Source organism: Streptomyces similanensis (genome assembly GCF_039543625.1).
GTDB classification, from domain to species: Bacteria; Actinomycetota; Actinomycetes; order Streptomycetales; family Streptomycetaceae; genus Streptomyces; species Streptomyces similanensis.
In genome coordinates this window covers 72,704-97,487 of record NZ_BAABKC010000053.1, presented here as the reverse complement: position 1 = coordinate 97,487, position 24,784 = coordinate 72,704, and the positions used below count along the sequence as shown (strand labels likewise).

General features: G+C 72.6%; 19 protein-coding genes and 3 pseudogenes. 6 read left to right on the top strand and 16 right to left on the bottom strand.

All coding sequences use genetic code 11. The features are described 5' to 3' along the window. Positions 1 to 211 precede the first annotated feature (211 nt). From ABEB07_RS19075 to ABEB07_RS19035, 9 genes are all read right to left on the bottom strand, one after another. Positions 212 to 571: an MmcQ/YjbR family DNA-binding protein gene (locus ABEB07_RS19075; protein WP_176151287.1), complete on the bottom strand. Its 360-nt coding sequence runs from the start codon at positions 569 to 571 to the stop codon at positions 212 to 214. A gap of 80 nt (positions 572 to 651) precedes the next feature. Beyond that, the gene (locus ABEB07_RS19070) at positions 652 to 1,563 is read right to left on the bottom strand and encodes a LysR family transcriptional regulator (protein ID WP_176151286.1); all 912 of its coding nucleotides are present in this window, start codon (positions 1,561 to 1,563) and stop codon (positions 652 to 654) included. Positions 1,564 to 1,606: 43 nt separating this feature from the next. Continuing rightward, entirely contained in the window at positions 1,607 to 2,806 is a 1,200-nt protein-coding gene (locus tag ABEB07_RS19065; protein ID WP_345669437.1) for a glycine C-acetyltransferase, read from the bottom strand. 35 nt (positions 2,807 to 2,841) lie between these two features. Beyond that, positions 2,842 to 3,870 (bottom strand): L-threonine 3-dehydrogenase, encoded by a 1,029-nt coding sequence (gene tdh, locus ABEB07_RS19060; RefSeq protein WP_164588011.1) that lies wholly within the window; start codon positions 3,868 to 3,870, stop codon positions 2,842 to 2,844. 176 nt (positions 3,871 to 4,046) lie between these two features. Further along, positions 4,047 to 4,652, bottom strand: coding sequence for a GAF domain-containing protein (locus tag ABEB07_RS19055; RefSeq protein ID WP_345669436.1), 606 nt, complete (start codon positions 4,650 to 4,652; stop codon positions 4,047 to 4,049). 28 nt (positions 4,653 to 4,680) lie between these two features. Next, positions 4,681 to 5,352: a GTP-binding protein gene (locus tag ABEB07_RS19050; RefSeq protein ID WP_345669435.1), complete on the bottom strand. Its 672-nt coding sequence runs from the start codon at positions 5,350 to 5,352 to the stop codon at positions 4,681 to 4,683. Then, a complete protein-coding gene (locus ABEB07_RS19045; protein WP_164588013.1) occupies positions 5,330 to 5,707 on the bottom strand; it encodes a DUF742 domain-containing protein in 378 nt (125 codons plus the stop codon). Before ABEB07_RS19045 ends, ABEB07_RS19050 begins: the two co-directional genes overlap by 23 nt. Further along, positions 5,704 to 6,138, bottom strand: a complete 435-nt coding sequence (locus tag ABEB07_RS19040; protein ID WP_164588014.1) for a roadblock/LC7 domain-containing protein — start codon at positions 6,136 to 6,138, stop codon at positions 5,704 to 5,706. The genes ABEB07_RS19045 and ABEB07_RS19040 overlap by 4 nt, the downstream gene beginning before the upstream one ends. Positions 6,139 to 6,239: 101 nt before the next feature. Then, positions 6,240 to 8,600 (bottom strand): sensor histidine kinase, encoded by a 2,361-nt coding sequence (locus ABEB07_RS19035; protein ID WP_345669434.1) that lies wholly within the window; start codon positions 8,598 to 8,600, stop codon positions 6,240 to 6,242. A 424-nt stretch (positions 8,601 to 9,024) separates the two neighbouring features. On the opposite strand from ABEB07_RS19035, the gene ABEB07_RS19030 reads away from it, so the two are divergent. The 3 genes from ABEB07_RS19030 (at position 9,025) to ABEB07_RS19020 (ending at position 13,315) form a co-directional block, all read left to right on the top strand. Next, complete coding sequence (locus tag ABEB07_RS19030; RefSeq protein ID WP_345669433.1) at positions 9,025 to 10,446, top strand: APC family permease; 1,422 nt, start codon at positions 9,025 to 9,027, stop codon at positions 10,444 to 10,446. 109 nt (positions 10,447 to 10,555) lie between these two features. Continuing rightward, positions 10,556 to 11,578, top strand: coding sequence for an acetamidase/formamidase family protein (locus tag ABEB07_RS19025; RefSeq protein WP_345669432.1), 1,023 nt, complete (start codon positions 10,556 to 10,558; stop codon positions 11,576 to 11,578). Between the two features lie 210 nt (positions 11,579 to 11,788). Continuing rightward, positions 11,789 to 13,315, top strand: coding sequence for a chitinase (locus ABEB07_RS19020; RefSeq protein WP_345669431.1), 1,527 nt, complete (start codon positions 11,789 to 11,791; stop codon positions 13,313 to 13,315). Positions 13,316 to 13,420: 105 nt separating this feature from the next. Here the strand turns inward: ABEB07_RS19020 and ABEB07_RS19015 are convergent, their stop codons facing one another. Then, a complete protein-coding gene (locus tag ABEB07_RS19015) occupies positions 13,421 to 14,311 on the bottom strand; it encodes a LysR family transcriptional regulator (protein ID WP_345669465.1) in 891 nt (296 codons plus the stop codon). Positions 14,312 to 14,390: 79 nt separating this feature from the next. On the opposite strand from ABEB07_RS19015, the gene ABEB07_RS19010 reads away from it, so the two are divergent. Both ABEB07_RS19010 and ABEB07_RS19005 read left to right on the top strand, forming a co-directional pair. Then, positions 14,391 to 15,431: an EamA family transporter gene (locus ABEB07_RS19010; protein WP_345669430.1), complete on the top strand. Its 1,041-nt coding sequence runs from the start codon at positions 14,391 to 14,393 to the stop codon at positions 15,429 to 15,431. After that, the gene (locus ABEB07_RS19005) at positions 15,428 to 16,108 is read left to right on the top strand and encodes an NAD(P)-dependent oxidoreductase (RefSeq protein WP_345669429.1); all 681 of its coding nucleotides are present in this window, start codon (positions 15,428 to 15,430) and stop codon (positions 16,106 to 16,108) included. The genes ABEB07_RS19010 and ABEB07_RS19005 overlap by 4 nt, the downstream gene beginning before the upstream one ends. A gap of 37 nt (positions 16,109 to 16,145) precedes the next feature. Here the strand turns inward: ABEB07_RS19005 and ABEB07_RS19000 are convergent, their stop codons facing one another. From ABEB07_RS19000 to ABEB07_RS18990, 3 genes are read right to left on the bottom strand one after another with little or no spacing between them, the layout of a single operon-like run. Next, entirely contained in the window at positions 16,146 to 16,679 is a 534-nt protein-coding gene (locus ABEB07_RS19000) for a hypothetical protein (RefSeq protein ID WP_345669428.1), read from the bottom strand. A gap of 57 nt (positions 16,680 to 16,736) precedes the next feature. Beyond that, complete coding sequence (locus ABEB07_RS18995) at positions 16,737 to 18,542, bottom strand: alpha/beta hydrolase (protein WP_345669427.1); 1,806 nt, start codon at positions 18,540 to 18,542, stop codon at positions 16,737 to 16,739. 9 nt (positions 18,543 to 18,551) lie between these two features. Further along, the gene (locus ABEB07_RS18990; protein ID WP_345669426.1) at positions 18,552 to 18,992 is read right to left on the bottom strand and encodes a hypothetical protein; all 441 of its coding nucleotides are present in this window, start codon (positions 18,990 to 18,992) and stop codon (positions 18,552 to 18,554) included. Positions 18,993 to 19,408: 416 nt separating this feature from the next. On the opposite strand from ABEB07_RS18990, the pseudogene ABEB07_RS18985 reads away from it, so the two are divergent. Continuing rightward, positions 19,409 to 19,723 (top strand): annotated as a pseudogene (locus ABEB07_RS18985) (NAD(P)-dependent oxidoreductase); the annotation flags it as partial. Between the two features lie 34 nt (positions 19,724 to 19,757). Here the strand turns inward: ABEB07_RS18985 and ABEB07_RS18980 are convergent. The 3 genes and pseudogenes from ABEB07_RS18980 to ABEB07_RS18970 form a co-directional block, all read right to left on the bottom strand. Then, positions 19,758 to 19,970: pseudogene (locus ABEB07_RS18980) on the bottom strand (MBL fold metallo-hydrolase); the annotation flags it as partial. 445 nt (positions 19,971 to 20,415) lie between these two features. Further along, positions 20,416 to 21,564: an SWIM zinc finger family protein gene (locus ABEB07_RS18975; RefSeq protein WP_345669425.1), complete on the bottom strand. Its 1,149-nt coding sequence runs from the start codon at positions 21,562 to 21,564 to the stop codon at positions 20,416 to 20,418. A 186-nt stretch (positions 21,565 to 21,750) separates the two neighbouring features. Further along, a pseudogene (locus tag ABEB07_RS18970) lies at positions 21,751 to 24,673 on the bottom strand (DEAD/DEAH box helicase). Between the last annotated feature and the right edge of the window lie 111 nt (positions 24,674 to 24,784).

Here is a 24,784-nt window from a genome sequence, read left to right as displayed (position 1 = left end):
CTCCCCTCCCGTCGCCGGTCCCCGTCCCGTCCCCCGCTCCGCCTTCGCTGCCCACCCCTGCCTCACTCCCGTCCCCGCCCGGCGCGTCTGTGACTCCACGACCCCGCGACCGCGGCCGCGGGCTCAGGTCCGAACCATCCGAACCCCGCCTCGGGCCCGGCGCATTCCCGCGGATCGTGCCACGGCCCGCCGGCCGCGTCCGAGAGGTTCGTCAGAGCGCGGTGGGCAGGCCCAGCTCCGGGTACGTCTCCAGCAGCCGGCCCGGGGCCGCCTGGCGCCAGGAGTCGGCGAGTATGTCGCGCAGCTCGCCCTCGTCCTCCAGCGCGGCGAGGCGGACCCGCACCCAGGCGAACTGCGCCTCGTGGGCGGCGACCCAGAACTTCTCCGGCTCCGCCAGGACCAGTTCCTCGCGCTCCTCCTTCGGACAGCGCACGGCGATGGAGGTCTCGTCGTCGGGCACGGTGGCGAACATCTTCCCCGCGACCCGGAACGTGGGCATGTTCCAGGCGGTCTTCTCCGTCGTGTCCGGCAGGGACAGGGCGACACGGCGTACGTCTTCTGCGTCCGGCATGCCCCGCACGCTAACCCCTGCCACTGACAACGGCCTCCCCGGACCGCACGCCCCCGACGGCGGCGGCCACGGCGGGCGCGCTACGCCGCCCCGCCCCGCGCCACCTCGTCCAGCGCGTCCAGCACCGGGCGGATCAGCGGATGCTCCTCCGCGCCCCGGCGCACCGCCGCGAACACCCGGCGCGTGGGCGCGACGCCGTCCACGGGGCGCACCACCACACCCGTGAGGTCCATCCCGCGCAGCGCCGAGCGCGGGACGAGGGCCACGCCCACCTCGGCGGCGGCGAGCGCCACCACCGCCCGGAAGTCGTCGGAGGAGTGTTCGAGCCGGGGCTGGAAACCGGCGCTCTCGCAGGCCAGCACGACCACGTCGTGGCACGGGTTGCCGGGGTACGGGCCGATCCACGGGTCCTTGGCCAGCTCGGCGAGCGGCACCTCGGCGGCGCCGGCCGTGCGGTGGGCCACCGGGACGACGGCGTCGAAGGGCTCGGCGTACAGCGGGACGTGGGTCAGGCGCGGGTCGTCGGCGGCCGGCGCGCCCCGGTACTCGACGGCGACCGCGACGTCGACCTGCCGGTCCAGCACCATCGGCAGGCTCGCGTCGCCCTCGGCGTCCTGGACGCGGATGCGGATGCCGGGCGCCGTGCGGGCCAGCCGGGCGACCGCGGGCGCGACGACCTCGGCGATGCCGGTGGCGAAGGCGGCGACGGTGACCGTGCCGGCCTCCCCCGACCCGTAGGCCGCGAGTTCCGCCTCGGCCCGCTCCAGCTGGGCGAGGACCGCGTGGGTGTGGCCGAGCAGGATCTCGCCGGCCGGGGTGAGCCGTACGCCCTTGGCGCCGCGCTCCACCAGCCGGTGCCCGGTCTCCTGCTCCAGCGCGGTGAGCTGCTGGGAGACCGCCGAGGGCGTCAGGTACAGCGCGGCGGCGGCAGCGGTCACCGTGCGGTGGTCGGCCACCGCCCGGAGGATGTGCAGCCGCCGCGCTTCGATCATGTCAGCGATTATCGCAAGACATCGGCCCTGGTCGGGCCCGCGATCACCGCTCCAGCTCGGCGCGGGCCGCGACGAAGGCGTCCACCGCGCGGTTCACGTCGTCCGCCGAGTGGGCCGCGGAGAGCTGGACGCGGATGCGGGCCTGGCCCTGCGGGACGACCGGGTAGGAGAAGCCGATCACGTACACGCCGCGCTCCAGCAGGAGTTCGGCCATCCGGCCGGCCTCGGCGGCGTCGCCGATCATCACCGGCGCGATGGCGTGGTCGCCGGGGAGGACGTCGAAGCCGGCCTCGGTCATCCGGGACCGGAACAGCGCGGTGTTCTCGGCGAGCCGCACCCGCAGGTCGTCGGCCGACTCCAGCAGGTCGATCACCTTCAGGGAGGCGGCCGCGATCACCGGGGCGAGGGTGTTGGAGAACAGGTACGGCCGGGAGCGCTGGCGCAGCAGGGCGACGATCTCGGCGCGGGCGGCGACGTAGCCGCCGGAGGCGCCGCCGAGCGCCTTGCCCAGGGTGCCGGTGATGATGTCGACGCGGTCCATGACGCCGTGCAGCTCGGGGGTGCCGCGGCCGCCGGGGCCGACGAAGCCGACGGCGTGCGAGTCGTCGACCATGACCATCGCGTCGTAGCGGTCGGCCAGGTCGCAGATCTCGTCCAGCGGGGCCACGTAGCCGTCCATGGAGAAGACGCCGTCGGTGACGACCAGCTTGCGGCGCGCGCCGGCCTCGTCCGCCTCCTTCAGCTGCCGCTCCAGGTCGGCCATGTCGCGGTTGGCGTAGCGGAAGCGGCGGGCCTTGGACAGGCGGATGCCGTCGATGATGGAGGCGTGGTTGAGGGCGTCGGAGATCACCGCGTCCTCGGGGCCGAGCAGGGTCTCGAAGACGCCGCCGTTGGCGTCGAAGCAGGAGGAGTAGAGGATCGTGTCCTCCTGGCCGAGGAAGGCCGACAGGCGCGCCTCCAGCTCCTTGTGCACCTCCTGGGTGCCGCAGATGAAGCGCACGGAGGCCATGCCGTAGCCCCAGCGGTCGAGGGCCGCGTGGGCGGCGGCGACGACCTCGGGGTGGTCGGCCAGGCCCAGGTAGTTGTTGGCGCAGAAGTTGAGGACCTCGCCGGGGCGGCCGCCGGCGGTGACGGCGACGGTCGCGGACTGCGGGGTGCCGATGACGCGCTCGGGCTTGTGCAGGCCGGCGGCGCGGATCTCGTCGAGGGTGGCGCGCAGGTCGTCGCGCACGGAGTCGAACATGTGAATAGCTCCTGGGATGCTTGCGCTGGGGTGGGTCACGCGGTCCAGTCGAGGATGACCTTGCCGCCCTTGCCGCTGGCGGCGTCGTCGAAGGCCGCCTCGAAGTCGGCGTAGCCGTACCGGCCGGTGATGACCGGCGCCAGGTCGAGGCCGCCCTCCAGCAGCACCGACATGGCGTACCAGGTCTCGAACATCTCCCGGCCGTAGATGCCCTTGATGGTGATCATCGAGGTGACGACACGGGCCCAGTCGACGGCGAACTCCTCGGCGGGCAGGCCGAGTACGGCGATGCGGCCGCCGTGCGTCATGTTGGCGATCATGTCGCGCATGGCCTCGGGGCGGCCGGACATCTCCAGGCCGACGTCGAAGCCCTCGCGCAGGCCGAGCACCCGCTGGCCCTCGGCGATGGTGGTGCCGGCGACGTTCAGGGCCAGGCTGACGCCGATCTTGCGGGCGAGCTCCAGGCGCTCCTCGCTCACGTCGGTGATCACGACGTTGCGCGCGCCCGCGTGCCGGGCCACCGCGGCGGCCATCAGCCCGATCGGGCCGGCGCCGGTGATCAGCACGTCCTCGCCGACCAGCGGGAAGGACAGCGCGGTGTGCACCGCGTTGCCGAACGGGTCGAAGATCGCGGCGATGTCGAGGTCGACCGGGACGCGGTGCACCCACACGTTGGCGGCGGGCAGGGCGACGTACTCGGCGAACGCGCCGTCGCGGCCCACGCCGAGGCCCACGGTGGAGCGGCACAGGTGGCGGCGGCCGGCCAGGCAGTTGCGGCACTTGCCGCACACCAGGTGGCCTTCGCCGCTGACCCGGTCGCCGGCCTTGATCTCGGTGACGTCGCGGCCGGTGGCGACGACCTCGCCGACGAACTCGTGGCCGATCACGAGCGGCGTCTCGATGGCCTGCCGCGCCCAGCCGTCCCAGGCCCGGATGTGCAGGTCGGTGCCGCAGATGCCGGTCCGCAGGACCTTGATCAGTACGTCACCGGGTCCGACGGCGGGCTCGGGCACGTCCGCGAGCCACAGCCCGGGTTCCGCCTTCTCCTTGACCAGCGCCTTCAACGCTACGGCTCCTGTGGTTCGGGCCCCGGGTCCAGGCATGCCGAACAGACCCGCATCCGGGGTGGGGGGTGGATTCGATCTGCAATCTGCCGTACACCGGCGCGCTGGTCCATCGAGACTTTCTTAAGCGCGGCCACAGCTTTGCTTCACGCCACCCGACTGGAGTCACGGCGGGTTCAGCGGCGCAGGCCCCCCGGTCCGCGCAGCTCCAGCCGCGGGGCGAGGTCCGCCGCGGCCGTCTTGATGGCGTCCAGGCCCGCGCGGCCCCACGGCCGCGGCTCCATGGCCACCACGCACACCGTGCCCAGCACCATGTGCGTGCTGTCGACGAGGGGCGCGCCGAGGTAGGAGCGGATGCCGTACTCGTCCACGACCGGGTTGCCCGCGAACCGGGGGTAGTCGCGGACGTCCTCCAGCACCAGGGCCTTGCGCCGCGCCAGGACGTACGGGCAGAAGCCGTGACCGCGCTCCAGGCAGCGGCCCACCTCGCGTTTGACCCGCTCGCCCGCGCCGGCGGCGACCGGGGCGGCGGTGTCGACGTTCAGGACGTCGCGCTCGGGCCGGTGCAGACCGGCGAAGAACTGCCGGTTCTCGTCCAGGAAGTTGACCATCGCGTACGGCGCTCCGGTCAGCTCGGCGAGGTGGTCCGCGAAGGCGTCGAGGGCCGGTTCGGGGCGCTCCCCGAGGCCCAGCTCCCGCAGGCGTGCGGTGCGGGCGGGCGCCTCGTCGTCCTCGGGGGTGAGCAGCAGGCGACCGGCCGGGCGCGGCGGGTCGTAGCTCATGGCCGGACTCCGACGCTGTGCGGGTGTGTCATGTACGGGCTCCGTGGGTGGGTGCGGGGGCGGGGGCCTGGGCGAGGAGGTGCCGTACCAGGGTCAGCAGGGTCTGGACGCCTGAGCTGGAGATGCGGGCGTCGCAGCGCACGACCGGGGTGTCCGGGGCGAGGTCGAGGGCGGCGCGGACCTCCTCGGGGTCGTAGCGGTGGGCGCCGTCGAACTCGTTGACGGCGATGATGAAGGAGAGCCCGCGCTGTTCGAAGAAGTCGACGGCGGCGAAGCACTCCGTCAGGCGGCGGGTGTCGGCGAGGATCACCGCGCCGAGGGCGCCCTCGGACAGTTCGTCCCACATGAACCAGAACCGCTCTTGGCCGGGCGTGCCGAACAGGTAGAGCACATGGCGCGGGTCGAGGGTGATGCGGCCGAAGTCCATGGCGACGGTCGTCTCGACCTTGTTCTCGACGCCGTCGAGGTTGTCCGTGTCCGCGCCGGCCGTGGTGAGCAGTTCCTCGGTGCTGAGCGGCGCGATCTCGCTCACGGCGCCGACGAAGGTGGTCTTGCCCACGCCGAACCCGCCCGCCACCAGGATCTTCAGCGCGGTCGGGAAGGGGTCGGAGCGGCCCTGGTGGTCGGAGCGGCCTGGGTGGTCGGAGCGGCCTGGGTGGTCGGGGCCGGCGGCGTAGTCAGAGCTGTCGTCGTAGTCCATCGAGCACTGCCTCCAGAAGGGCCCGGTCGGTGGGGTGGTGGTGGAACTCGGGGGGCTTGGCGGTCAGCGCGCCGCAGTCGACGAGGTCGGACAGCAGCACCTTGGCCACCGCCGCGGGCAGTTTCAGCTGGGCGGCGACCTCGGCCACCGAGACCGGCCCGAGGCACAGGTCGAGCGCCTGGACGTGCTCGGGGCCGAGGTATCCGAGGGGCGTCACGCCGGTGGCCATCACCTGCGTCATGAGGTCGAGCGCGACGGTGGGCCGGGTGCGGCCGTTGCTGACCGTGAAGGGGCGCACCAGCCGTCCGGCCGCGTCGTCGAGCCAGGGCCCGTCGCCGGCCGACGACGCGCTCAAGGCCGCAGCGCCGGGTGGTCGGCGGTGTGCTGGCGGGGGGCGGTCACGAGGTAGGGGCGGACGCTCTTGACCAGCATCGCCATCTCGTAGCCGAGCACCGCGGCGTCGGCCTCACGGCCGGCGAGCACGGCCAGACAGGTGCCGGAGCCCGCGGTGGTGACGAACAGCAGGGTCGAGTCGAGTTCGACGACGACCTGCCGTACGTCGCCGCCGTCGCCGAAGCGGACGCCGGCGCTGCGGCCGAGGGAGTACAGGCCGGAGGCCAGCGCCGCCATGTGGTCGGCGCTGTCGGCGTCCAGGCCGTGCACGGACTTCACCAGTCCGTCGCAGGACAGCAGGACGGCGCTGGTGGTGTGCGGTACGCGCTGCACGAGGCCGCTCATCAGCCAGTCGAGGTCGGAAACATGGCCGGTCGGCGCGTCGCTCGCCATGGTGGATCGACTCCTTGGGGTACGAGGCTCTGCGGGAGCGCGGGTGGGGGTGAGGTCGGGGGTGGGGGCGGGTGTTCGGGTAGGGGCGGGGGGCGGGCTGGTCATCCGGCGGACGCGCTCCCGTCGGGCCGGGGCGCGGGGTCGGGTGCGGGCGCCGCGTGCGGGGTGTCGGGGGCGCTCGGCGGGAACGGCTCGGGCCGGTCGGGGTCGCGGCGGCGCTCGGCGGCCTCGGCGAGCCCGATCCCGCGCTGGAAGGCGGCCATCAGACCGGGGTCGTGGCCGGCGGTGTGCTCGCTGTCCTGGCGGGGTGCGGGGCCGCCGCGCAGTTGCGGGGCGATGTGCTCCTGGGCGCGGCGGCGGGGCAGCAGGGGCCGCTCCATGGTGCCGCGTACGACGGCGGCGCGGGGGGCGGGCACGACGCCCTCGTGCGCGGCGACGGCGGCCCGGTCGCCCGGCCGGATCCCGGGCAGCGCCTCCGCCGGGTTCGCCCGGCCCTCCCGGTCCCCGCGCCGGGGCAGCGGCGCGGGCGCGGCACCGGCACGTGCGCCGTCCGGCGGTCGTACGTCGGTCCCGGCCGCACCGTCCGCCGGGTGTACGTCCGTCCCGGCCGCACCGTTTGCCGGGTGTACGTCCGTCCCCGCCGCACCGTCCGCCGGGAGACCGGACGTACCGGTCGGCCCGGACGGGGGTGCGGGGGCGAAGTTCCCGGGGGAGGCGGCCGCGCCGGAGAGACCCGACGGACGTGACGGCTCCGGCGCGGCGGCGGGGCCGGAGGGGCCGGGGAACTGGGCGGGGTACGGCGCCTCGGGCGCGGAGGACGACACTCCGAGCGGCTCGGACGGCTCGGTCCCGTGGACCGGCCCTGACGGCGCGGTCGCGTAGGCCGATCCGGACGGCTCGGTCACCTGGGCCGGATCCGGCGGCTCGGTCGCGTGGGGTGTCCCGGACGGCTCGGAGGCGTGGGTCGCGGCCGGTGTCCCGGAGGCGTAGGACGTCCCCGGCGGCTGGGCCGCGTAGGACCCTCCGGACAGGTCGGTCGCTCGGGCCGGGCTCGGCCATTCGGTCGCGTAGGGCGGCTGGGGCGGCTCGGGTACGCGGGTCGGGACGGGCGGCTCGGGTAGGCGGGTCGGGGCCGGCGACTCGGGCGGGCGGGGAGCCGCTTGCGTGGGGGTGTGCGGTTCGTGGGCCGGCGGGAGCGCCTGCGCGGGGCGGCGGGCCGGCGCCGTGCCCGGGGCGCTCTCCGGGAACGCCACCGGCTCGGCGCCCAGCAGTGCCTGCGGCACCACCAGGACGGCCTGCACACCGCCGTAGATGTTCGTCTGGAGGCGAACGGTGATGCCGTGCCGGCGGGCGAGCTGGGAGACCACGAACAGCCCGATCCGGCCGTCGGCGAGCAGGCTGGCGACGTTGACCTGGTCCGGGTCGGCGAGCAGGGCGTTCATCCTGACCTGCTCGCCGACCGGCATGCCCAGGCCCCGGTCCTCGACCTCGACGGCGAGCCCGGAGGTGACGAGGCCGGCGCGCAGCAGGACTTGGGTGTGCGGGGCGGAGAACACCGTGGCGTTCTCAACGAGTTCGGCGAGCAGGTGGATGACGTCGGCGACGGCGTGCCCGCGCAGCCGTCCGTCGACGGGCGGGACGAGTTTGACCCGCGAGTACTGCTCGACCTCGGCGATGGCGGAGCGCAGCACCTCGGTCATGGGGACCGGATTGCTCCACTGGCGGCGGGAGACGGCGCCGCCGAGGACGGCGAGGTTCTCGGCGTGGCGGCGGATCCGGGTGGCGAGGTGGTCGACGTGGAAGAGGCCCTTGAGCAGGTCGGGGTCCTCGATCTCGTTCTCCAGCTCGTCCAGGGTGGAGATCTCCCGGTGCACCAGGGACTGGAGCCGCCGGGCGAGGTTGAGGAAGACCTCGAGTTTCTGTTCGCTGCCGGCCTGGCTGGAGAGCTGGGCGGCCTGGACGACGGCGGCGACGGCCCCGTCATGGGCGCGGGAGAGGTCGGCGGCGAGGAGTTCGAACTCGTCGGCGTCGTCCGGCGGGCCGCCGCGCGACGTGCGCGGCGGCACTCCCCCGCCGTGCCGCAGCGCGTCGACGAGGGCGTGCAGTGCGGCCTCGCGGCGCGTGGTGGCGTCGCGCAGCGCGTCGAGCCGTACGTGCACGGACCGGGCGGCGCGGCCGGCGGCGACCGCGGCGATGACGATGCCCGCGAACGCCACCGACGCGGCCCCGGCGAGGACCGCGTACAGGGCGGGTCCGGTGCGCGCGCCGGTGGTCCGCACGGTGAACAGCACGGCGGCGACGGCGCAGAGGGCGACCGCGGTGGGCGGCAGCACGGCCAGGCGCAGCAGTTGGGGGCGGAGGCGGGGTTCGGGCAGCGAGGGGGCGGTGCGGGCCACCGGCCGTCCGTGCCGTCCGCCCTCACGGCGGTCTGCGCGGGCGGCCGGTGGGCGGAGGTGAGACATCTGTTCCTCGTACGGGTCCGTCGGGCCTGGGTGCTCGCGCGGGGGCGCGGGCGGGCGTGCGCCATCGCTGGTGCCGGGCCGACCGGCCGCAGGCGATGCGGCGCTACGTCGTCCGACGGACACTCACGGTAGTCAGCGACCCGACGCGGGCGGCGGGCAGTTGACGAAATCCCCCGGGAAGCGTCCCGCTCTGGTATGAGACGCCGTACGACAGACCGATAACGTGCCGGGCCCCGCCGGGGTTACGGGCGTGGCGCGGATCGGCCCGTCCGTGCGCTGTCCCCCTCGGTCCTCTTCCGTCCTCCTCCGTCGTCCTCGGCCCTCTTCCGTCCTCCTCGGTCGTCCTCGCGCGCCACTGCCGGACCCCGGTCCCGGGCCGTACGCTCTCCTGCGCGGTGCGGGTGACTCCAGTGAGGAGAACGTGATGACCGACGAACCGGCTTCCGGCGCGCTCCAGGGCTACGGCTACCGGCAGGAACTGCGCCGCTCGCTGACCTTCCGGGACCTGCTGGTCTACGGCCTGGTCTTCATGGTGCCGATCGCGCCGTTCGGCATCTTCGGCAGCGTCTACCAGAGTTCCGGCGGCATGGTCGCGCTGACCTACGCGGTGGGCATGGTGGCCATGATGTTCACGGCGCTGTCGTACGCGCAGATGGCGCGGGCGTTCCCGATGTCCGGCTCGGTCTACGCGTACGCCGGCCGGGGCATCGCCGCTCCGGTCGGGTTCCTGGCCGGCTGGATGATCCTGCTCGATTACGTGCTGGTGCCGGGCCTGTTGTACCTGATCGCCGGGATCGCGATGAACGCGCTGGTGCCGGCGGTGCCCGTGTGGCTGTGGCTGGCCGGTTTCGTGGTGCTCAACACGGCGGTGAACTACTCCGGGATCCGGATGACCGCGCGGGTCAACAAGGTGATGCTGCTCGCCGAACTCGCCGTGCTGGCCGTCTTCCTGGTGGTCGGCGTGATCGCGCTGGCGCAGGGAAAGGGCCGCGGCTTCGACTTCACGCCGGTCTACGACGGCGCCACCTTCTCCTGGTCGCTGGTCTTCGGCGCCGTCTCGGTCGCCGTGCTGAGCTTCCTCGGGTTCGACGGCATCTCGACGCTGGCGGAGGAGAACCGGGACTCCGCGCGCGCCATCGGCCGTTCGATGGTGGCCGCGCTGCTGCTGGCCGGCGCGCTGTTCGTCGTCCAGACCTGGCTGGCCTCGCTGCTGGTGCCCGACCCGGACCGGCTCGTCCGGGAGGGCGACCCCGGCGGCACGGCCTTCTACGACGCCGCCCGGGCGGCCTCGGGCGAGTGGCTGGCCACCCTGACCGCGGCGGCCACCGCGGTGGCGTGGGGGTTCGCCAACTCGCTGGTGGCGCAGGCCGCGACGTCCCGGCTGCTGTACGCGATGGCCCGAGACCGTCAACTGCCGAGCTTTTTGGCGCGGGTTCACCCAAGGCACCGGGTGCCGGTCAACGCCACGCTGCTCACCGCCGCCGTCTCGCTCGGGCTGGGGCTGTACATGAACTCCCGTTCTGACGGGGTGACGTTGCTGAGCAGTCTCGTCAACTTCGGTGCGCTGACGACCTTTCTGGTGCTGCACGTGTCCGTGGTCGTGCACTATCTGATCCGTCGGCGCAGCAGGGACTACTGGCGGCATCTGATCGCTCCGGCCATCGGCTTCGCGATCCTGGCGTACGTCGTCGTCAACGCCGACATCGCCGCGCAGCGGCTGGGGTTCGTCTGGCTCGGCGTCGGGCTCGTGGTGCTCGCGGGGCTGCTGCTGACCGGCCGCCGTCCGCACCTGGCCGCGGTGGAGGCCACGGACGAGCCGTCGCCCGCCCGGCCGGCCGACGGCTGACCCGCCGCGCCCCCTCGTCCACACCTTCCCCGCACCACAGCCGTCCCCCAGTCGTCCCGCCGTCGTACTCCAGCCGTCCCGCAGTCGTCCCGCCGAACAGGAGCCCTCCATGACCGCGCCCGTCCAGGTGATCAACGTCCCCGCCGATCCCGCCCGTTACGCCTATGCCTTCGGCGGCGGCACGCCGGTGGTGACGGTGCGGCCCGGCAGCGTCGTGGAGTTGTTCACGGAGGACTGCTTCGGCGGCCGGGTGCGCGGGCCGGCCGATCTGCCGAGTCAGGTGTGCGCGTTCCCGTACCTGAACCCGGTCACCGGTCCGATCGCGGTGGCCGGGGCCGAGCCCGGTGACGTGCTCGCGGTGCACTTCGTGGACATCGCGCCGGCCCGCGACTGGGGTGTGTCCAGCACGTTCCCGCACTTCGGGGCGTTGACGGCCACGCACACCACGGCGATGCTGCATCCCGCGCTGGAGGAGCGGGTGTGGGTCTACGCCCTCGACGCCGAGGCGGGCACCTGCCGGTTCGAGGCCACCCGCGGCGACTTCGCGGTGGATCTGCCGCTCGACCCGATGCACGGCACGGTGGGAGTGGCCCCGGCCGCGGGCGAGCGGCTGATGTCGATCTCCCCGGGGGTGCACGGCGGCAACATGGACACCCCCGAGCTTCGGGCCGGGACCACCGTGTACTTCCCGGTCAACGTGGCGGGCGCGATGCTCGCGATCGGGGACGGGCACGCCCGGCAGGGCGAGGGCGAGGTGTGCGGGACGGCCGTGGAGACCGCGATGAACACGGTGGTGGCGGTCGATCTCGTCAAGGGCGGCGCGCCCGCCGTGCCGCGCCTGGAGAACGACGACTTCCTGCTGAGCACCGGCCACGCGCGCCCGCTGGAGGACGCGTTCCGGATCAGCCAGCACGATCTGGTGGGCTGGACGGCGGACCTGCTCGACCTCGACCGGCTGGACGCCTACCAGTTGGTGAGCCAGGCCGGTCTGGCTCCGGCGGCCAACGTGTGCGACACCCAGTACACGATGGTCGCCAAGCTCCCCAAGCGTCTGCTCGGCGCGGCGCGGGCGTACGACGGCGTGCACGAGCGGCTGCGGGCGCTGGGCGCCGCGTTCCTCGCGGGGCGCTGAGCGCGCCGCGCCGAAATTCCTGGCGCGTGGTCCAGTCCAATTCCAGGGCCCTGCGCAGGCCGATGTCCCCCACGAGGCGAAAATTGGTCTAGTCCCTTCTTGGTCCAGACCATTGACCCGCCCGGTGTGCGAGCGCACTATCCCATACGGCTCAACGCCCGCCCTGTGCACGGCAATCGACGTTCCCCCACCTCTCACACCGGGACAGACATGAGACTCATGCGTTCCTTGCGCGCGGCGCTCACCGCGGCCGTCACCACGGCCGCCTCGGTGGGCCTCGCGCTCTCGGCCACCGGCAGCGCCCAGGCGGCGACGCCGCTGCCCGCCCACGTCTTCGCCCCCTACTTCGAGGCCTGGACGGGCGAGAGCCCGGCCGCGCTGGCCGCCCAGTCCGGGGCCAAGCACCTGACGATGGCGTTCCTCCAGACCGCCTCGAAGGGCTCCTGCACCCCGTACTGGAACGGCGACACCGGCATGCCGATCGCCGCGTCGACCTTCGGCAGCGACATCAAGACGATCCAGGCGGGCGGCGGCGACGTGATCCCGTCGTTCGGCGGCTACACGGCCGACACCACCGGCACCGAGATCGCCGACAGCTGCACCGACGTCCAGCAGATCGCCGCCGCGTACGAGAAGGTCATCACGACCTACGACATCTCGCGGCTCGACATGGACATCGAGGTCGACTCGCTGGACAACACCGCGGGCATCGACCGCCGCAACAAGGCCATCAAGCTGGTCCAGGACTGGGCGGCGGCCAACGGACGCACGGTGCAGTTCTCGTACACCCTGCCGACGACCACGCAGGGCCTGGCCGACAACGGCAAGGCGCTGCTGCGCAACGCCGTCAGCAACGGCACCCGGTTCGACGTCGTGAACCTGATGACGTTCGACTACTACGACAACCAGTCCCACGACATGGCGAAGGACACCCAGACCGCCGCCCAGGGCCTGGTCAACACCCTCACCCAGCTCTACCCGAGCAAGACCTCGGCGCAGCTGTGGAACATGGTCGGCGTCACCGAGATGCCCGGCGTCGACGACTTCGGACCGGCCGAGACCTTCACCCTGGCCAACGCCGCCACGGTCTACAACTGGGCCGTCTCCAAGGGCATCAACACCCTGTCCTTCTGGGCGCTCCAGCGCGACAACGGCGGTTGCCCGGGCGGCGCGGCGGCGGACAACTGCTCGGGCATCCAGCAGAACACCTGGGACTTCTCCCACACCTTCGAGCCCTTCACCGGCGGCGGCAGCACCCAGCCGGGCAACGACTTCTCGCTCTCGCTCGGCTCGGCCTCCGGCACGGTGACGGCCGGCCAGTCCGCGACGGCCGCGGTGAAGACCGCCGTGACGTCCGGTTCGGCGCAGACGGTGAACCTCAGCGTGAGCGGCGCCCCGGCGGGTGTGACCGCCTCCGTCAGCCCGTCCTCGGTCACGGCGGGCGGCTCCGCGACGCTGACCCTCGCCACCACCTCGGCCGCCGCCTCGGGCACCTACACCGTCACGGTCACCGGCACCAGCGCCTCCGGCAGCCACTCGGCGACGTACGCCCTGACCATCACCGGCGGCTCCGGCAACCAGTGCACCGGCGCCGCGTGGAGCAAGAGCGCGGTCTACACCGGCGGTCAGACGGTGTCGTACAAGGGCCACAACTGGAAGGCCAAGTGGTGGACGACGGGCGAGGAGCCCGGCACCACCGGTGAGTGGGGTGTCTGGCAGGACCTCGGCGCCTGCTGATCCACCGGCCCGCTCCCTGGGGCCCGGCCCCCCACCCGGCCCCCGAGCGGCCCGGACCGCGCCCCGCCCGGCGCGGCCTCCGGGCCGCTCGGCCGTGCGCGGCCGCTACGCCTCCTCCCGCACCCCGAGGACGTCGAGCAGCGCCCGGGTGGCCGGGCTCGGGTTGAAGCGGCTCCAGGCCAGGTACTCGATCCGCCGCGGCCCGTCGACCACCGGGACCAGCGCCAGTGCCGGAGCGGCCTCGGCCAGCGGCCGGACGAACGCCGACGGCAGCAGCGCGACGCCGAGCCCGCGCGCCACCAGCCCGGTCATCAGCTCGACGATGCCCGCCTCGTAGGCGACGTCCCGCGCCAGACCCGCGGCGGCGAACGCCCGGTCGGACTGGGCGCGGGCGGGCGTGCCGCCCACGAAGTCCACGAACGTCTCCCCGGCGATGTCCCGCAGCGCGAGCGGACCGGCGCCAGCGAGCCGGTGCCCGGCCGGCACCACCAGGACGTGCTGGTCGCGGTCGAGCACGAGCGTGCGCACGCCGGACGGGGGTTCGTCCTCGGGCAGCCCGAGGAAGGCGATGTCGAGGTCGCCGTCGCGGATCGCCGCGACCAGGCGGTCGCTGCGGTCGGAGCGCAGGACGACCCGGACGTCCGGGTACCGGGCGCGGTAGCGCCGCAGCAGTTCGGGCACGTCGACGGCGGCCGTCGTCACGATCACGCCGACCGCGAGCCGGCCGCGCACCACGCCCGCTGCGGCGGCCGCGTCGGCGGCGGCGCGGTCGGCGGCGGCCAGGCACTCCCGCGCGCCGGCGAGGAACGCCGCTCCGGCGCCGGTCAGCTCGACCCGGCGGCTGGTGCGGGCGAACAGCCGGACGCCCAGCTCCCGTTCGAGACCGGCGATCCGGTGACTGAGCGAGGACTGCACCACGGAGCAGCGCTCGGCGGCGCGGGTGAAGTTGCGGGTCTCGGCGACGGCGACGACGTAACGCATCTGCTGGAGGTCCATCCGGCCATCGTGCGGGTTCATCGCTGTCATGAAAAGCATGCTTTGGATTCATGGCCGGGCCGGGCTGAGACTGCGGAGCATGCACACCTCGAACCGGCGGTCGCCGGGTCCGCCGCGGACCTCCTCCGCGTCGCGGGCGGCGACCGTCGCCCTGACCGCCCTCGCCCCCGCCTCCTGGGGCACCACCTACGCGGTGACCACCCAGCTGCTGCCGCCCGGCCATCCGCTGTTCGCCTCGCTGACGCGGTCCCTGCCCGCCGGGCTGGTCGCGCTGGCGATCACCCGGGTGCTGCCGCGCGGCCAGTGGTGGTGGAAGGCCGCCGTCCTCGGCGCGCTCAACATCGGCGCCTTCTTCCCGCTGCTGTTCCTCGCGGCCGAACGGCTCCCCGGCGGTGTCGCGGCCACGCTCGGCGCGGCCCAGCCGCTGCTGGTCGCCGCGCTGGCCGTGGCGGTGCTGCACGACCGGCCGACGCTCTGGCGCCTGGCCTGGGGCGTGCTGGGCATGGCGGGCGTCGCTCTCGTCGTGCTCGGGCCGGGCGCCCGGCTGGACGTCACCGGCGTGCTCGCCGGACTCGGCGGAACGGCCACCATGGCCGCCGGGGTCGTCCTCACCAAACGCTGGGGCCGTCCCGAGGGCGTCGGTCCGATGGCCCTGGCCGGCTGGCAACTGACGTCGGGCGGACTGATGTTGCTCCCGCTCACCCTCACGGTCGAGGGGGTGCCGCAGCGGATCGACGGCGCGGCGGCGGGCGGCTACCTGTGGCTCGGCAGCATGGGCGGCCTGATCGCGTACACGGTGTGGTTCCGCGGGATCGGGAAGCTGCCGGTCGGCGCGTCCGCCCCGCTGGTGCTGCTGTCCCCGCTGGTCGCGGCGGTCGTGGGCGTCGCGCTGGGCGAGTCGCTGAGCCTGACGCAGACCTTCGGCTTCGTCCTCGCCCTGGCCGCGCTGCTCGCCGCGCAGCTGACACCCCCCGCCCGGCCCGGCCGCCGGCCCCCGGCGCCGCACCCGCGGACGGCCGCGGCACCCCGCGCGACACCCCGAGAAGCACCCCCCGCGACACCCCGCGCGACACCCGGCGGGACATCCCGAGAAGCACTGCACGAAGGACACCCGCGATGACGACGGACATGACCCGCCGGCCCCTGACCCTCGCCGTGCTCGGCGCCACCGGCATGGTCGGCAGCCGGGTGATCACGGAGGCCGCGGCGCGCGGGCATCGAGTGCTCGCCCTGTCCCGCAGGCCGGCGGACGGCCGCCCGGCCGTGACGCCGCTCGCGGTCGACGCGACCGACCCGCCGGCCGTGCGCCGGGCGCTGGCGGGCCCGGCCGCGCACGGCCCGGCGGACGCCGTGGTGCTGACCGTCCGGACGGAGCCGGTCGACCAGGACTTCCTGGTCGGGGCGACCCGTACGGTGCTGGACGCCGCCGCACGGCTCGGGGTGCGCGTCCTGGTGGTCGGCGGGGCCGGGGCGCTGCGCAGCCCTGGCGCACCCGGACGGCTGGTCGCCGACGACCCCGCCTACGTGCCCGCCGCGATACGCCCTGTCGCGCTCGCCGGGATCGCCCAGCTGCGGGCCTGCCAGGACCACCCGTACACAGACTGGGTCTACCTCTGCCCGCCGGCCCTGCTCGCCCCCGGTGAGCGCACCGGCCGCTACCGGCGCGGCGCCGACACCCTGCTCACCGCGCCCGACGGCCGCTCGTGGATCAGCGCCGAGGACCTGGCCACGGCCGTCCTGGACGAACTGGAGGACCCGGGCCCCGAACGCCTCATCACGGTCGTCCACGACGGCTGACGCCCGCCCGGCCCGGGACCTCTCAGAAGCACTCGGCTCAGAAGCGCTCGACCGTCTCGCCGTCCGGGACCTTGTAGCAGCCCGACACCACGGTGAGACTCAGCTTCGGCGGGTCGTTCTTCGCCATCTGGACGATATTGACGCCGACCTTCTTCCCGTCGTTGTCCGCGGTCAGATTGATGTTCTTGTTCTTGCTGGTGTCGGGCCCGTATTCGGTGATCTTCCAGCCGTGCTTCGGCAACTCCGTCTTGAGGCGCGTCATCGCCTCGTCGAGGTCGCTTGCCGAGGCCGGGTAAAAGCTCCACGGGTGGAAGATGCGAAAGTACGTCTTCGTGTCCTTGCCCGGGCAGTCCATGACTCCCGGACGGCTGTCGGACGCCTTGCCCTTGATCCCGATCAGGTCGTAGATGCCGCTGGACACCTTCTGCATCGCGTCGGAGGCGTCCTTCGAAGTGCTCGTACCGACCGAGGAGGTTTCGTCGGCGCCCGAGTCGTCAGTCATGCTGCATCCCGAGAGTGTGATCAGTGCGAGGGGTACGGCGAGCGCGGAGGCGCTCAGCTTGGTCTTCACGTCGGCAAGCCTTACTTCTTCGGGCCGGTCATCACGGCAGTGCCCCGGACATCGCTCCTACTTCACGTGCGCCCACGGGTCGGGCGGCGGCTTCAGCGCCACGTCATCGCCCTTCCCGACTACGACCAGGGCCTGATTCCGCAGGCTCTTGGAGTGCTCGTCCCAGTAGCCGCTGTGCCCTTCCGTGTCCGTGGTCATCTGGTTGGCCCCGAACTCCGGATCGCTGGGAATGATGAAGCCGTCCCCTCCGTGCCCCCAGCGGCCGATGTCCGGAACCGGGTCTCCATCGGCCTCCTCGTTCCACACGTGCCCTTCCGGGACGTCCAGCTCGTCGGCACCGGACACCCTGACGCCGGGGCTGCCCGCGAAGACGATATCGTCCGCGTTGACGTTTCCCGTCTCGGCTGCGGCGCCGACGAGGGTTGATCCGTACGAGTGAGCGATCACCGTGCGGTGCGGTTCCGAAGCGCCGGAATGCGATGCGTCCAGCCCATCGAGGAACCGGTTGAACGCCGGCGCGCCGTCGTACGCGTAGTGCGCGAACGGCGCATCCTTGACGACGCTGTCCGGTGCGTCATAGCCGAGCCAGGTGATGGTGGAGACGGATTTCCCGTCGGCTTCGTCATGGGCCGTGTGCCAGACCTTGACCATCCGGTTGATGTTCCCGTCGATGTTTCCCAGCTCCGACGTCGTTCCGGGAACGTAGACGGCTTGGTGGTCCGCCGTGTCCGGATTCCCGTTGGCGATGATGGCACGACCGTCCCCTTCGGTGCTGAAACCGAGCAAGTACGCCTCGGGCAGGCCATTGGTACCGGTCTCATCGAAGCGGGTCTGGATCGCGTTCATGCCGTCGAGTGATGTGTGAGCGCTTTCCCGCGCCTTCTCCCAGTCCTTCCACGCCTGGGTTTCGACGTTGACGCCCTTCATCACCGTCCCGGTGTAGGGGTCGATGTAGGTCTGGAACCGCTCGGGCTCCGGGTGCTTCTTCAGCCAGGCGTCGTACTGACCTTGTGCGACACCGTGTGCCTCGGCGAGGACCGTCCGGTTCGCCTCGTCCCGAACCGTGGCGGGCAGCCCGTCGAGCGCGCCCACGGCGTCCGGCCGCATCGAAGTCCAAGCGGCCCGTTCCTCCGCGGTGAGCCCCTGCCACCACTCCGCGTTGGCCTTCGGGCTGCCGTCCTTGGGAGGCTGCGGCAGCGAGTCGAGGTACTTCTTGCCCGCTTCGCTCACGCCCCTCGAGTCCGAGTCGGCGTCGGCCCAGTCCTTGTCGGAGACGGTCAGGTCGTCGTCCGCCTTCAACGCCCGCAGCTTCGGCGCCCACTTCTCGTCGGCCTCGGTCGCCTCCCTGAGGGCTCCCGCGATCTGGTCCGCGTAATCCTGCGCGAGGCGGTGATTGGGGTTCGGGTCGACGTTGGCCGCCTGACGGCCCACTGCGGCGGCAGTGCCATCAGTCAGGCCGCTCACCGTGCCGCCCTCGGGAACCTTGCCGTCCTCGCCCTTCTCACCACTCGGCGGATAGGTGATCGAGCCGTCGGCGTTCACGGTCAGCTTCGTGGCCCGCGCACCGTCGAGGGCCGCTTCGAGCTTCCTCTTCGCCGCTCCGACCTCGTACGAGAAAGCTTCCAGGGCCGCGGTGACGAGGCCGCACTCGACCTGGACGTAGTGGAAGTTCTTGCCCAGCTCCGACAGCTGACCGATCGCCGCGGTCGCGGCCTCGCCCTGGAGGGAGTTCCGCATGGCCACAGCGATCTGGTTCTCGATGCGGTCCCTGGCCGCGCCGGCCACGTCGCCGGTGCTGCGGTAGCCGTCGGCCGCCTCCAGGAACTCGGCCGGCTTGAGTGCTTTGAGGGTCGCAAGGTCCATGACTTCTGGTTACCGCCCCTTGTCCTGGCCGCCGAGGGCCGGAGTGTCCGAGTACTCCACCTTGAGGTTGCCGATCTCGGCCTTGACCGCCTCATCGGTCTTCAGCTGGTCGCTGCCCGCCTTCTCCAGGAGATCGGACAGCTTGCCGCAGCGCCCGCTCACGCTCTTGACGTACCGCTCCCACGAGTCGTGGACATCTCTTTGCGCCCCGGCGGTCAGACAATCGGCTTGCTCTCCGAGGCCCCGCTGACCGTCCGCCAGCTTCCCCAGCGCCTTGGTCAGGTCCTCGCGGAGCGAACCGACGCTCTGCCCCGCCTCGGACCAGGCCGGCTTGTTCGACACGAGCGTGCCACTACCGCCCGGGTCGGACGGTATGTGGTTCAGTTGCATCCGGGCGGCATGCCGGTCCGTCGCCGCGCTCTTGAGTTGCTCCCACTCATCCCACGCCACGCGTGATCGTCTCCCCGTATTCAGTGAGTCCTCGTCGAGCAGACGCGGACGCGACGACGCTGGCGATGGGAATCACCCTGTTCACGTCGCTCGGCACGTACCCTAGCGACCCCACCGCACGCGCCCCCACCCGCCCACGTGACCAGACATGTGCGCGCCCACCCACCCAGGCGGCCAGAGGAGTTGAGTACTGCTACTCATGCGCTTCCCGGGACCGCTCGCTTCTCGCGAAAAGCGTCACGACGCGGAGCCGACCGACACGTACGGGACGAAGCGTGGTCCCGTCCCGGCACGAGCGCGAGCCGAGTGCTTCCGGGAGAGGTCGGCCCGGCTGTCGGCGGCCCGGTCGCACTCGGTGAGTGTGCCAGCGGGCAGGGACGTGATCAGGATCGGTCTCCTTCAGAATCCCCAGCCGCCCGCGCGTACCCGGACGGCTGGTCGCCGACGACCCCGCGTACGTGCCCGCCGCGGTACGGCCCTTCGCGCTCGCCGGTATCGCCCAGCTGCAGACCTGCCGAGACCACCCGTACGCCGACTGGGTCTACCTGTGCCCGCCGGCCCTGCTCGCACCCGGCAAGCGCACCGGCCGCTACCGGCGCGGCGCCGACACCCTGCTCACCACGGCCGACGGCCGCTCGTGGATCAGCGCCGAGGACCTGGCCACCGCCGTCCTGGAGGAACTGGAGAACCCGCGCCCCGAACGCCTGATCACGGTCGTCCACGACGGCTGACGCCCACCGGGCGCACGCCCGCCGGCCGCCGTGCTCAGTCCTTGGCGACCAGGTCGAGACCCCTCGCCGTCCGCAACGCCAGCTCCGGCACCGGCCACTCGCGGCTGAGCGTCTGCGCGCCCTCACGGGTGCGGGCCAGGTCGGAGGCGCCCCAGTGGATCGGCAGCAGCACGCCGTGCGGTGCGCCGCCCTGAGGATCGAGATGGGCGCGCACGCCCTGCTCGGACGTCATATGGGCGTGGGGCCACAAGATGCGCTGGTGGGGCCGGGGGAGGTAGCGGGGGCGGTCGGCCAGGATGCTCTGGAACGTCTCGATCAGTGAGCTGGTCTTGCCCGCACCGGCACCGGCCTCCACCTTGAAGTGACGGCCTTCCCGGAGAGCCGTCAGGACCGTGCGCGTGACGTCTTCCTCCACGCTGCTACGGGCCTGTTGCTCCAGTTCCTCGGCCGGAGCGGAACCTGTGGGGATACCGAACAGGGCCCGGTTGGCCAGCGCGAAGGCGTCCTCGAACGTGCGGCCACACGGACTGCCGGGCTCCTCCGGCACCTGGTAGGCGAGGCACGCTCGCGGCCATGAAGAGGGACGGCCTTGTCCGACAGGTGAGCGACCATGCCGGGTCCTGGTTCTACGTCCCGACACCATGACGGCCAGGTACGCCGAGCTTCGGCCCGGGACCGTAGCAGAAGTACCGTCAGTTCCCCGGCAGGGCTGACCGTACAGCCTCGACGGCGTCCTGGGAGGGAGGTCCGGCCGGCCACCACTGGCCGGACTGTTTGCGGAACGGGTACCAGTGACCGTCCGGTCCGTACCGCAATTCGGCATCGTGACCGACCAGTTGAAGGCGGCCACCGGTGTGGCGCAGCAGAGGGGGGCCGGGCAGTCCGGGAAGCGGCCGGGTCAGGAGTTGTTCGCGTGCCACGCGCTCCGCGGCACGCGGTGGCACCTGGCCTCCGTCCAGGACGGCCAGTGCGGGTCGGCCCCCGTGCTTCCACGCCGCGCTTGCCCTCTCGAGCCGGGCACGCGCCTGGTCCGAACTGTTCAGCAGGCGGCCGACGACGCGGGGATCGCCGTCCGCTCGTGCCGCGCGCCGGACGGTGTCCAGCCAGGGGTCGGTGTCGAGCCACAGCCGGGCGGCGGGGACGCCTCCGGTGGCGACCGCGTGGCTGTAGGCGTCGGCGGCACGGTGGGCGGCGTCGTCGGCCAGCGTGCGCAGCCGGTCGGGAGCGACAAGGCTGTCCTCGTGGCCCGGATCCGGGAACGGTCCGACGGTGACGGGCCCGGTCGCCGGGGCGGGAAGCTCCGGCAGGGGAGGCAGTCCGCCTTCATGCCCAGCCCGCGCGAACGCCTCGCCGGCCGGGACTCCGCGAGCCGCGCCCGCCCTGGTCAGTTCCGCTTCTTCAGCGGCCTGTTCGGCAGCGGCGGCCTCGCGTTCGGCGCGCCGGAGCGCTGCTTCCGCACGCACGAAGTCCAAGTGGTGGCCACGGAGCAGCAGGAGGGCGTCAGGGCGGGCGTCGATGGCCCGGGCGTACTGGTAGGAGACCGCAGCCGCGTGTTTACAGGGAAAGCCCCAGTCGGGGCACGTGCAGGCGTAGTCGGTGAGGCCGGGTCCGGGCACCAAGGCGATGTCTTCGGTGACGGCGATGCGTGCGGTTGCCTCGCCGAGCTCCCCGCCGGACAGCTCTGCGGCGGCGTCGACGTCGTCCGCCCATGCCTCGAGCAGCCGGTCCGCCTCCGCCTCGGGCAGTTCGGGAACGCGCAGCGTGACTCTGTACGGGCGGCGGCCACTACCGATGACCCGGGCGGACAGCTCGCCCGCGCGTACGGTGATGTCTCCGACCACCCCACGCCGGGCATAGGTGCGGGCACGGTCGAGCCTGACCGCGTGCCCGGAGTCCCGTCTGCGGGGACTTTCCAGGGCGGCGATCCACAGGATGCCCCACGGCCCGCGTCAGCTTCCGCTGTCCCGGTACCGGCGGAGGCTTCGGAAGGACCAGATCAACGGGGCCCTTTCCTGTGCCGTTGCGGCTCATCGGCTGCTCCGGTCGGTGGTGGTGTGCAGGGCGACCAGGTCGGCGAGTTCGTCGTCGGTCAGGTCGCTGATCGCGGCCTCTCCCCGGTTTCCCCCGAGGACCGAGTCCGCCAGGTCGCGCTTGGACGAGATGAGCTGTGCGATGCGTTCCTCGACGGTGCCTTCGGTGATCAGCCGGTGGACCTGTACCGGCTGGGTCTGGCCGATACGGTAGGCGCGGTCGGTGGCCTGGTCCTCGACGGCGGGGTTCCACCAGCGGTCGTAGTGGACGACATGGGACGCCCGGGTGAGGTTGAGGCCGGTGCCGGCTACCTTCAGGGAAAGCAGGAACACCGGGACCTCGCCCCTCTGGAAGGCGTCGACCATCTCCTCGCGGCGGTGCACCGGTGTCCCGCCGTGCAGCATGAGCGTCCGCGCACCGCGCCGGGCCAGATGCGCCTCCAGTATCCGCGCCATCCGCGTGTACTGGGTGAAGAGCAGCACGGACGCGTTCTCGGCCGGGAGGACGTCGATCAGTTCGTCGAGGAGTTCGAGTTTGCCGCTGCGTCCGGTGAGGCGGGCCGCCGTGTCCTCCTTCAGATAGTGGCCCGGATGGTTGCAGATCTGCTTGAGGGCAGTGAGGAGTTTGAGGACCAGGGCGTGCCGGGTGATGCCCTGTGCGTTGCGGATCTCGTCCATCGACTCCCGTACCTGTGCCTCGTACAGCACCGTCTGTTCCCGGGTAAGCCGGACTGGGTGGTCGGTCTCGGTCTCGGGCGGCAGCTCGGGGGCGATGCCCGGGTCGGACTTGCGGCGGCGCAGGACGAAGGGGCGGATGAGGCGGCCGAGCCGTCCGGCGGCCGCCGCGTCAGCCTCAGCCTCGCTGCCGCGGGCGGCGCGTTCGGCGGCCCGGCCGTAGCGGTCCCGGAAGGCGGTGAGCGGGCCGAGCAGACCGGGCGTGGTCCAGTCCAGGAGCGACCAGAGTTCGGTGAGGTTGTTCTCCACCGGTGTGCCGGAGAGCGCCACCCGGGCCTGGGCAGGGAGGGTGCGCATGGCCTTGGCGGTGACCGAGGCGGGATTCTTGGCGTGCTGCGCCTCGTCGGCGACCACGAGTCCCCACGGTCCGGCCTCGCAGAGGTCGGGCAGGTCACGGCGGAGTGTGCCGTAGGTGGTGAGGACGATCTCCCCGGGCCGGAAAGTCACCAAGGTCCCGTGCGGGTCCGTGATGGCGGCGCCAGGGCGTACCGGACGCGAACCTCTCGATCTCCCGCCCCCAATTGCCGAGCAGCGAGGCGGGGCATACCACCAGGGTGGGGCCGCAGGCTGTCCTCGGATCCTCCTGTCGGCGCAGGTGGAGGGCGATGGCGGTGACGGTCTTGCCGAGCCCCATGTCGTCCGCGAGGCAAGCACCCAGGCCGAGACGGGTGAGCCGGTCCAGCCAGGCCAGGCCACGCAGCTGGTACCCGCGCAGGGTGGCCTCCAGTCCGGCGGAAGGCAGCAGCTCGGCATCTGCGGCGTGCTCCGGTGCGGTCAGCTTGTCGTGAAGGGAGGCAAGCCATCCGTTGGGCCGCACCGGGGCGACGGTTCCGTCGTCGCCCGCCACCTCACCCGTGAGGACGGCCGTCAGTGCCTCCAGGGCGCCCAGTTCGCGTGACCGAAGCCGGGCCTTGCGTACCAGCGCCTCGTCGACGACGACCCACTGGTCCCGCAGCCGCACCAGCGAGCGCCCGGCCTGTGCCAGCCGGTCGAGCTCCGCAGGGGTGAGAGTGCGGTCGCCCACCGCCAGCTCCCAGCGGAAGGAGAGCAGCCCGTCGGATGTGAAGAAGCCCGATCCCTCCGGTTCTTCGTCCGGCGAACCGCTGCCGGGCTCGACGACTGCCTGTACGACGAGGTCCCGGATCAGGTCCTTCGGCAGGTGCACGGCCACACCCACCCGTGCCAGAGCATCGATGCCGTCGTCCAGCAGGGCGAGAAAGGCGTCGTCGTCCATGTCCAGTGCGTCCGGCCCGGCCGGTTCCAGCAGTCCGGCGAGTACGGGCCAGACCTCGGCGGCCGCACGCAGCATCGCATCGACCCGTACAGGGTCGTGAGGACCTAGTCCGTCCACGGTCCCACAACGCACCTCGGCCAGGTCTGCGAGCAGCAACGGATCCGCCAGCGAGCGCACCTGGGGCACACACCGCACCGTCGCTCCGAGGCGGTCCGCAGCGCCCCCGCCCGTGCCGTCGTCGGCGCTGTCGCAGTCCCCCTCCTTCGTATCCAGCAGTTCAAGCCGGAGGGAGAGCTGGACACCGGCGTCCCGGCCGTCGGCGACCTTGGCGGCCCAGCCCCGCAGCCCCGGCAGACGCCTGGGGTCCCGACCGGCGAAAGCCGCCTGCCCGGCAGCGGCGGCAGCGGCGGGCGTGCGCGGTAGCAAGTCGGCCACCGCGTCCAGGAACAGACGCAGCCGATCGTACGGATGCGGCAGAAGCAGCGGGGTACGTCCACGCCCAGCCTGCTCCAACGGAGTCGCGTACGCTGCGGGATCAAGGGATCCGGCCAATGCCCGTACCCAGCGGGCGTCCTCCTGCGAGAACGGTCCCACCCTCCAGGCGTCGTAGCCGGCGGCACTCAGCCCGGGCAGCAACAGCCCTCGGCCAGCCATGTGCAGCGCGTAGAGGGCCGCGTGGCGCCATGCGGCACCTGTCGAGGTAAGCCGCTCCGGCGGCTCGTCGAGCAGCAACGGCAGAACGTCGGCGAGCGGACACACCATCGCGGGAACGATCCGTCGCCGCCCGCCGCGACCGTGCGGCAGGGCCACCAGGAGCTCTTCGGTGGGAGCACCGGCCGGCAGCCGTCCGCCCTGGGCGTGGAAAGCGATCCGTCCGGAGCGCGAGGAATCGCCCGGCAGGAACACAGCCGTGCACCCCCTCAGATCCTCCCACCACACCGGGTCGAACAAGGCGGTTCCGGGAACGAGTGATAGCCGCTCCGGCTCCGGAGTGACGGGCGGATCCACAGGCCGCCGTTGCGGGGGGCAGGGATACGCCCCCTGGACAGGTGGGGATCATCG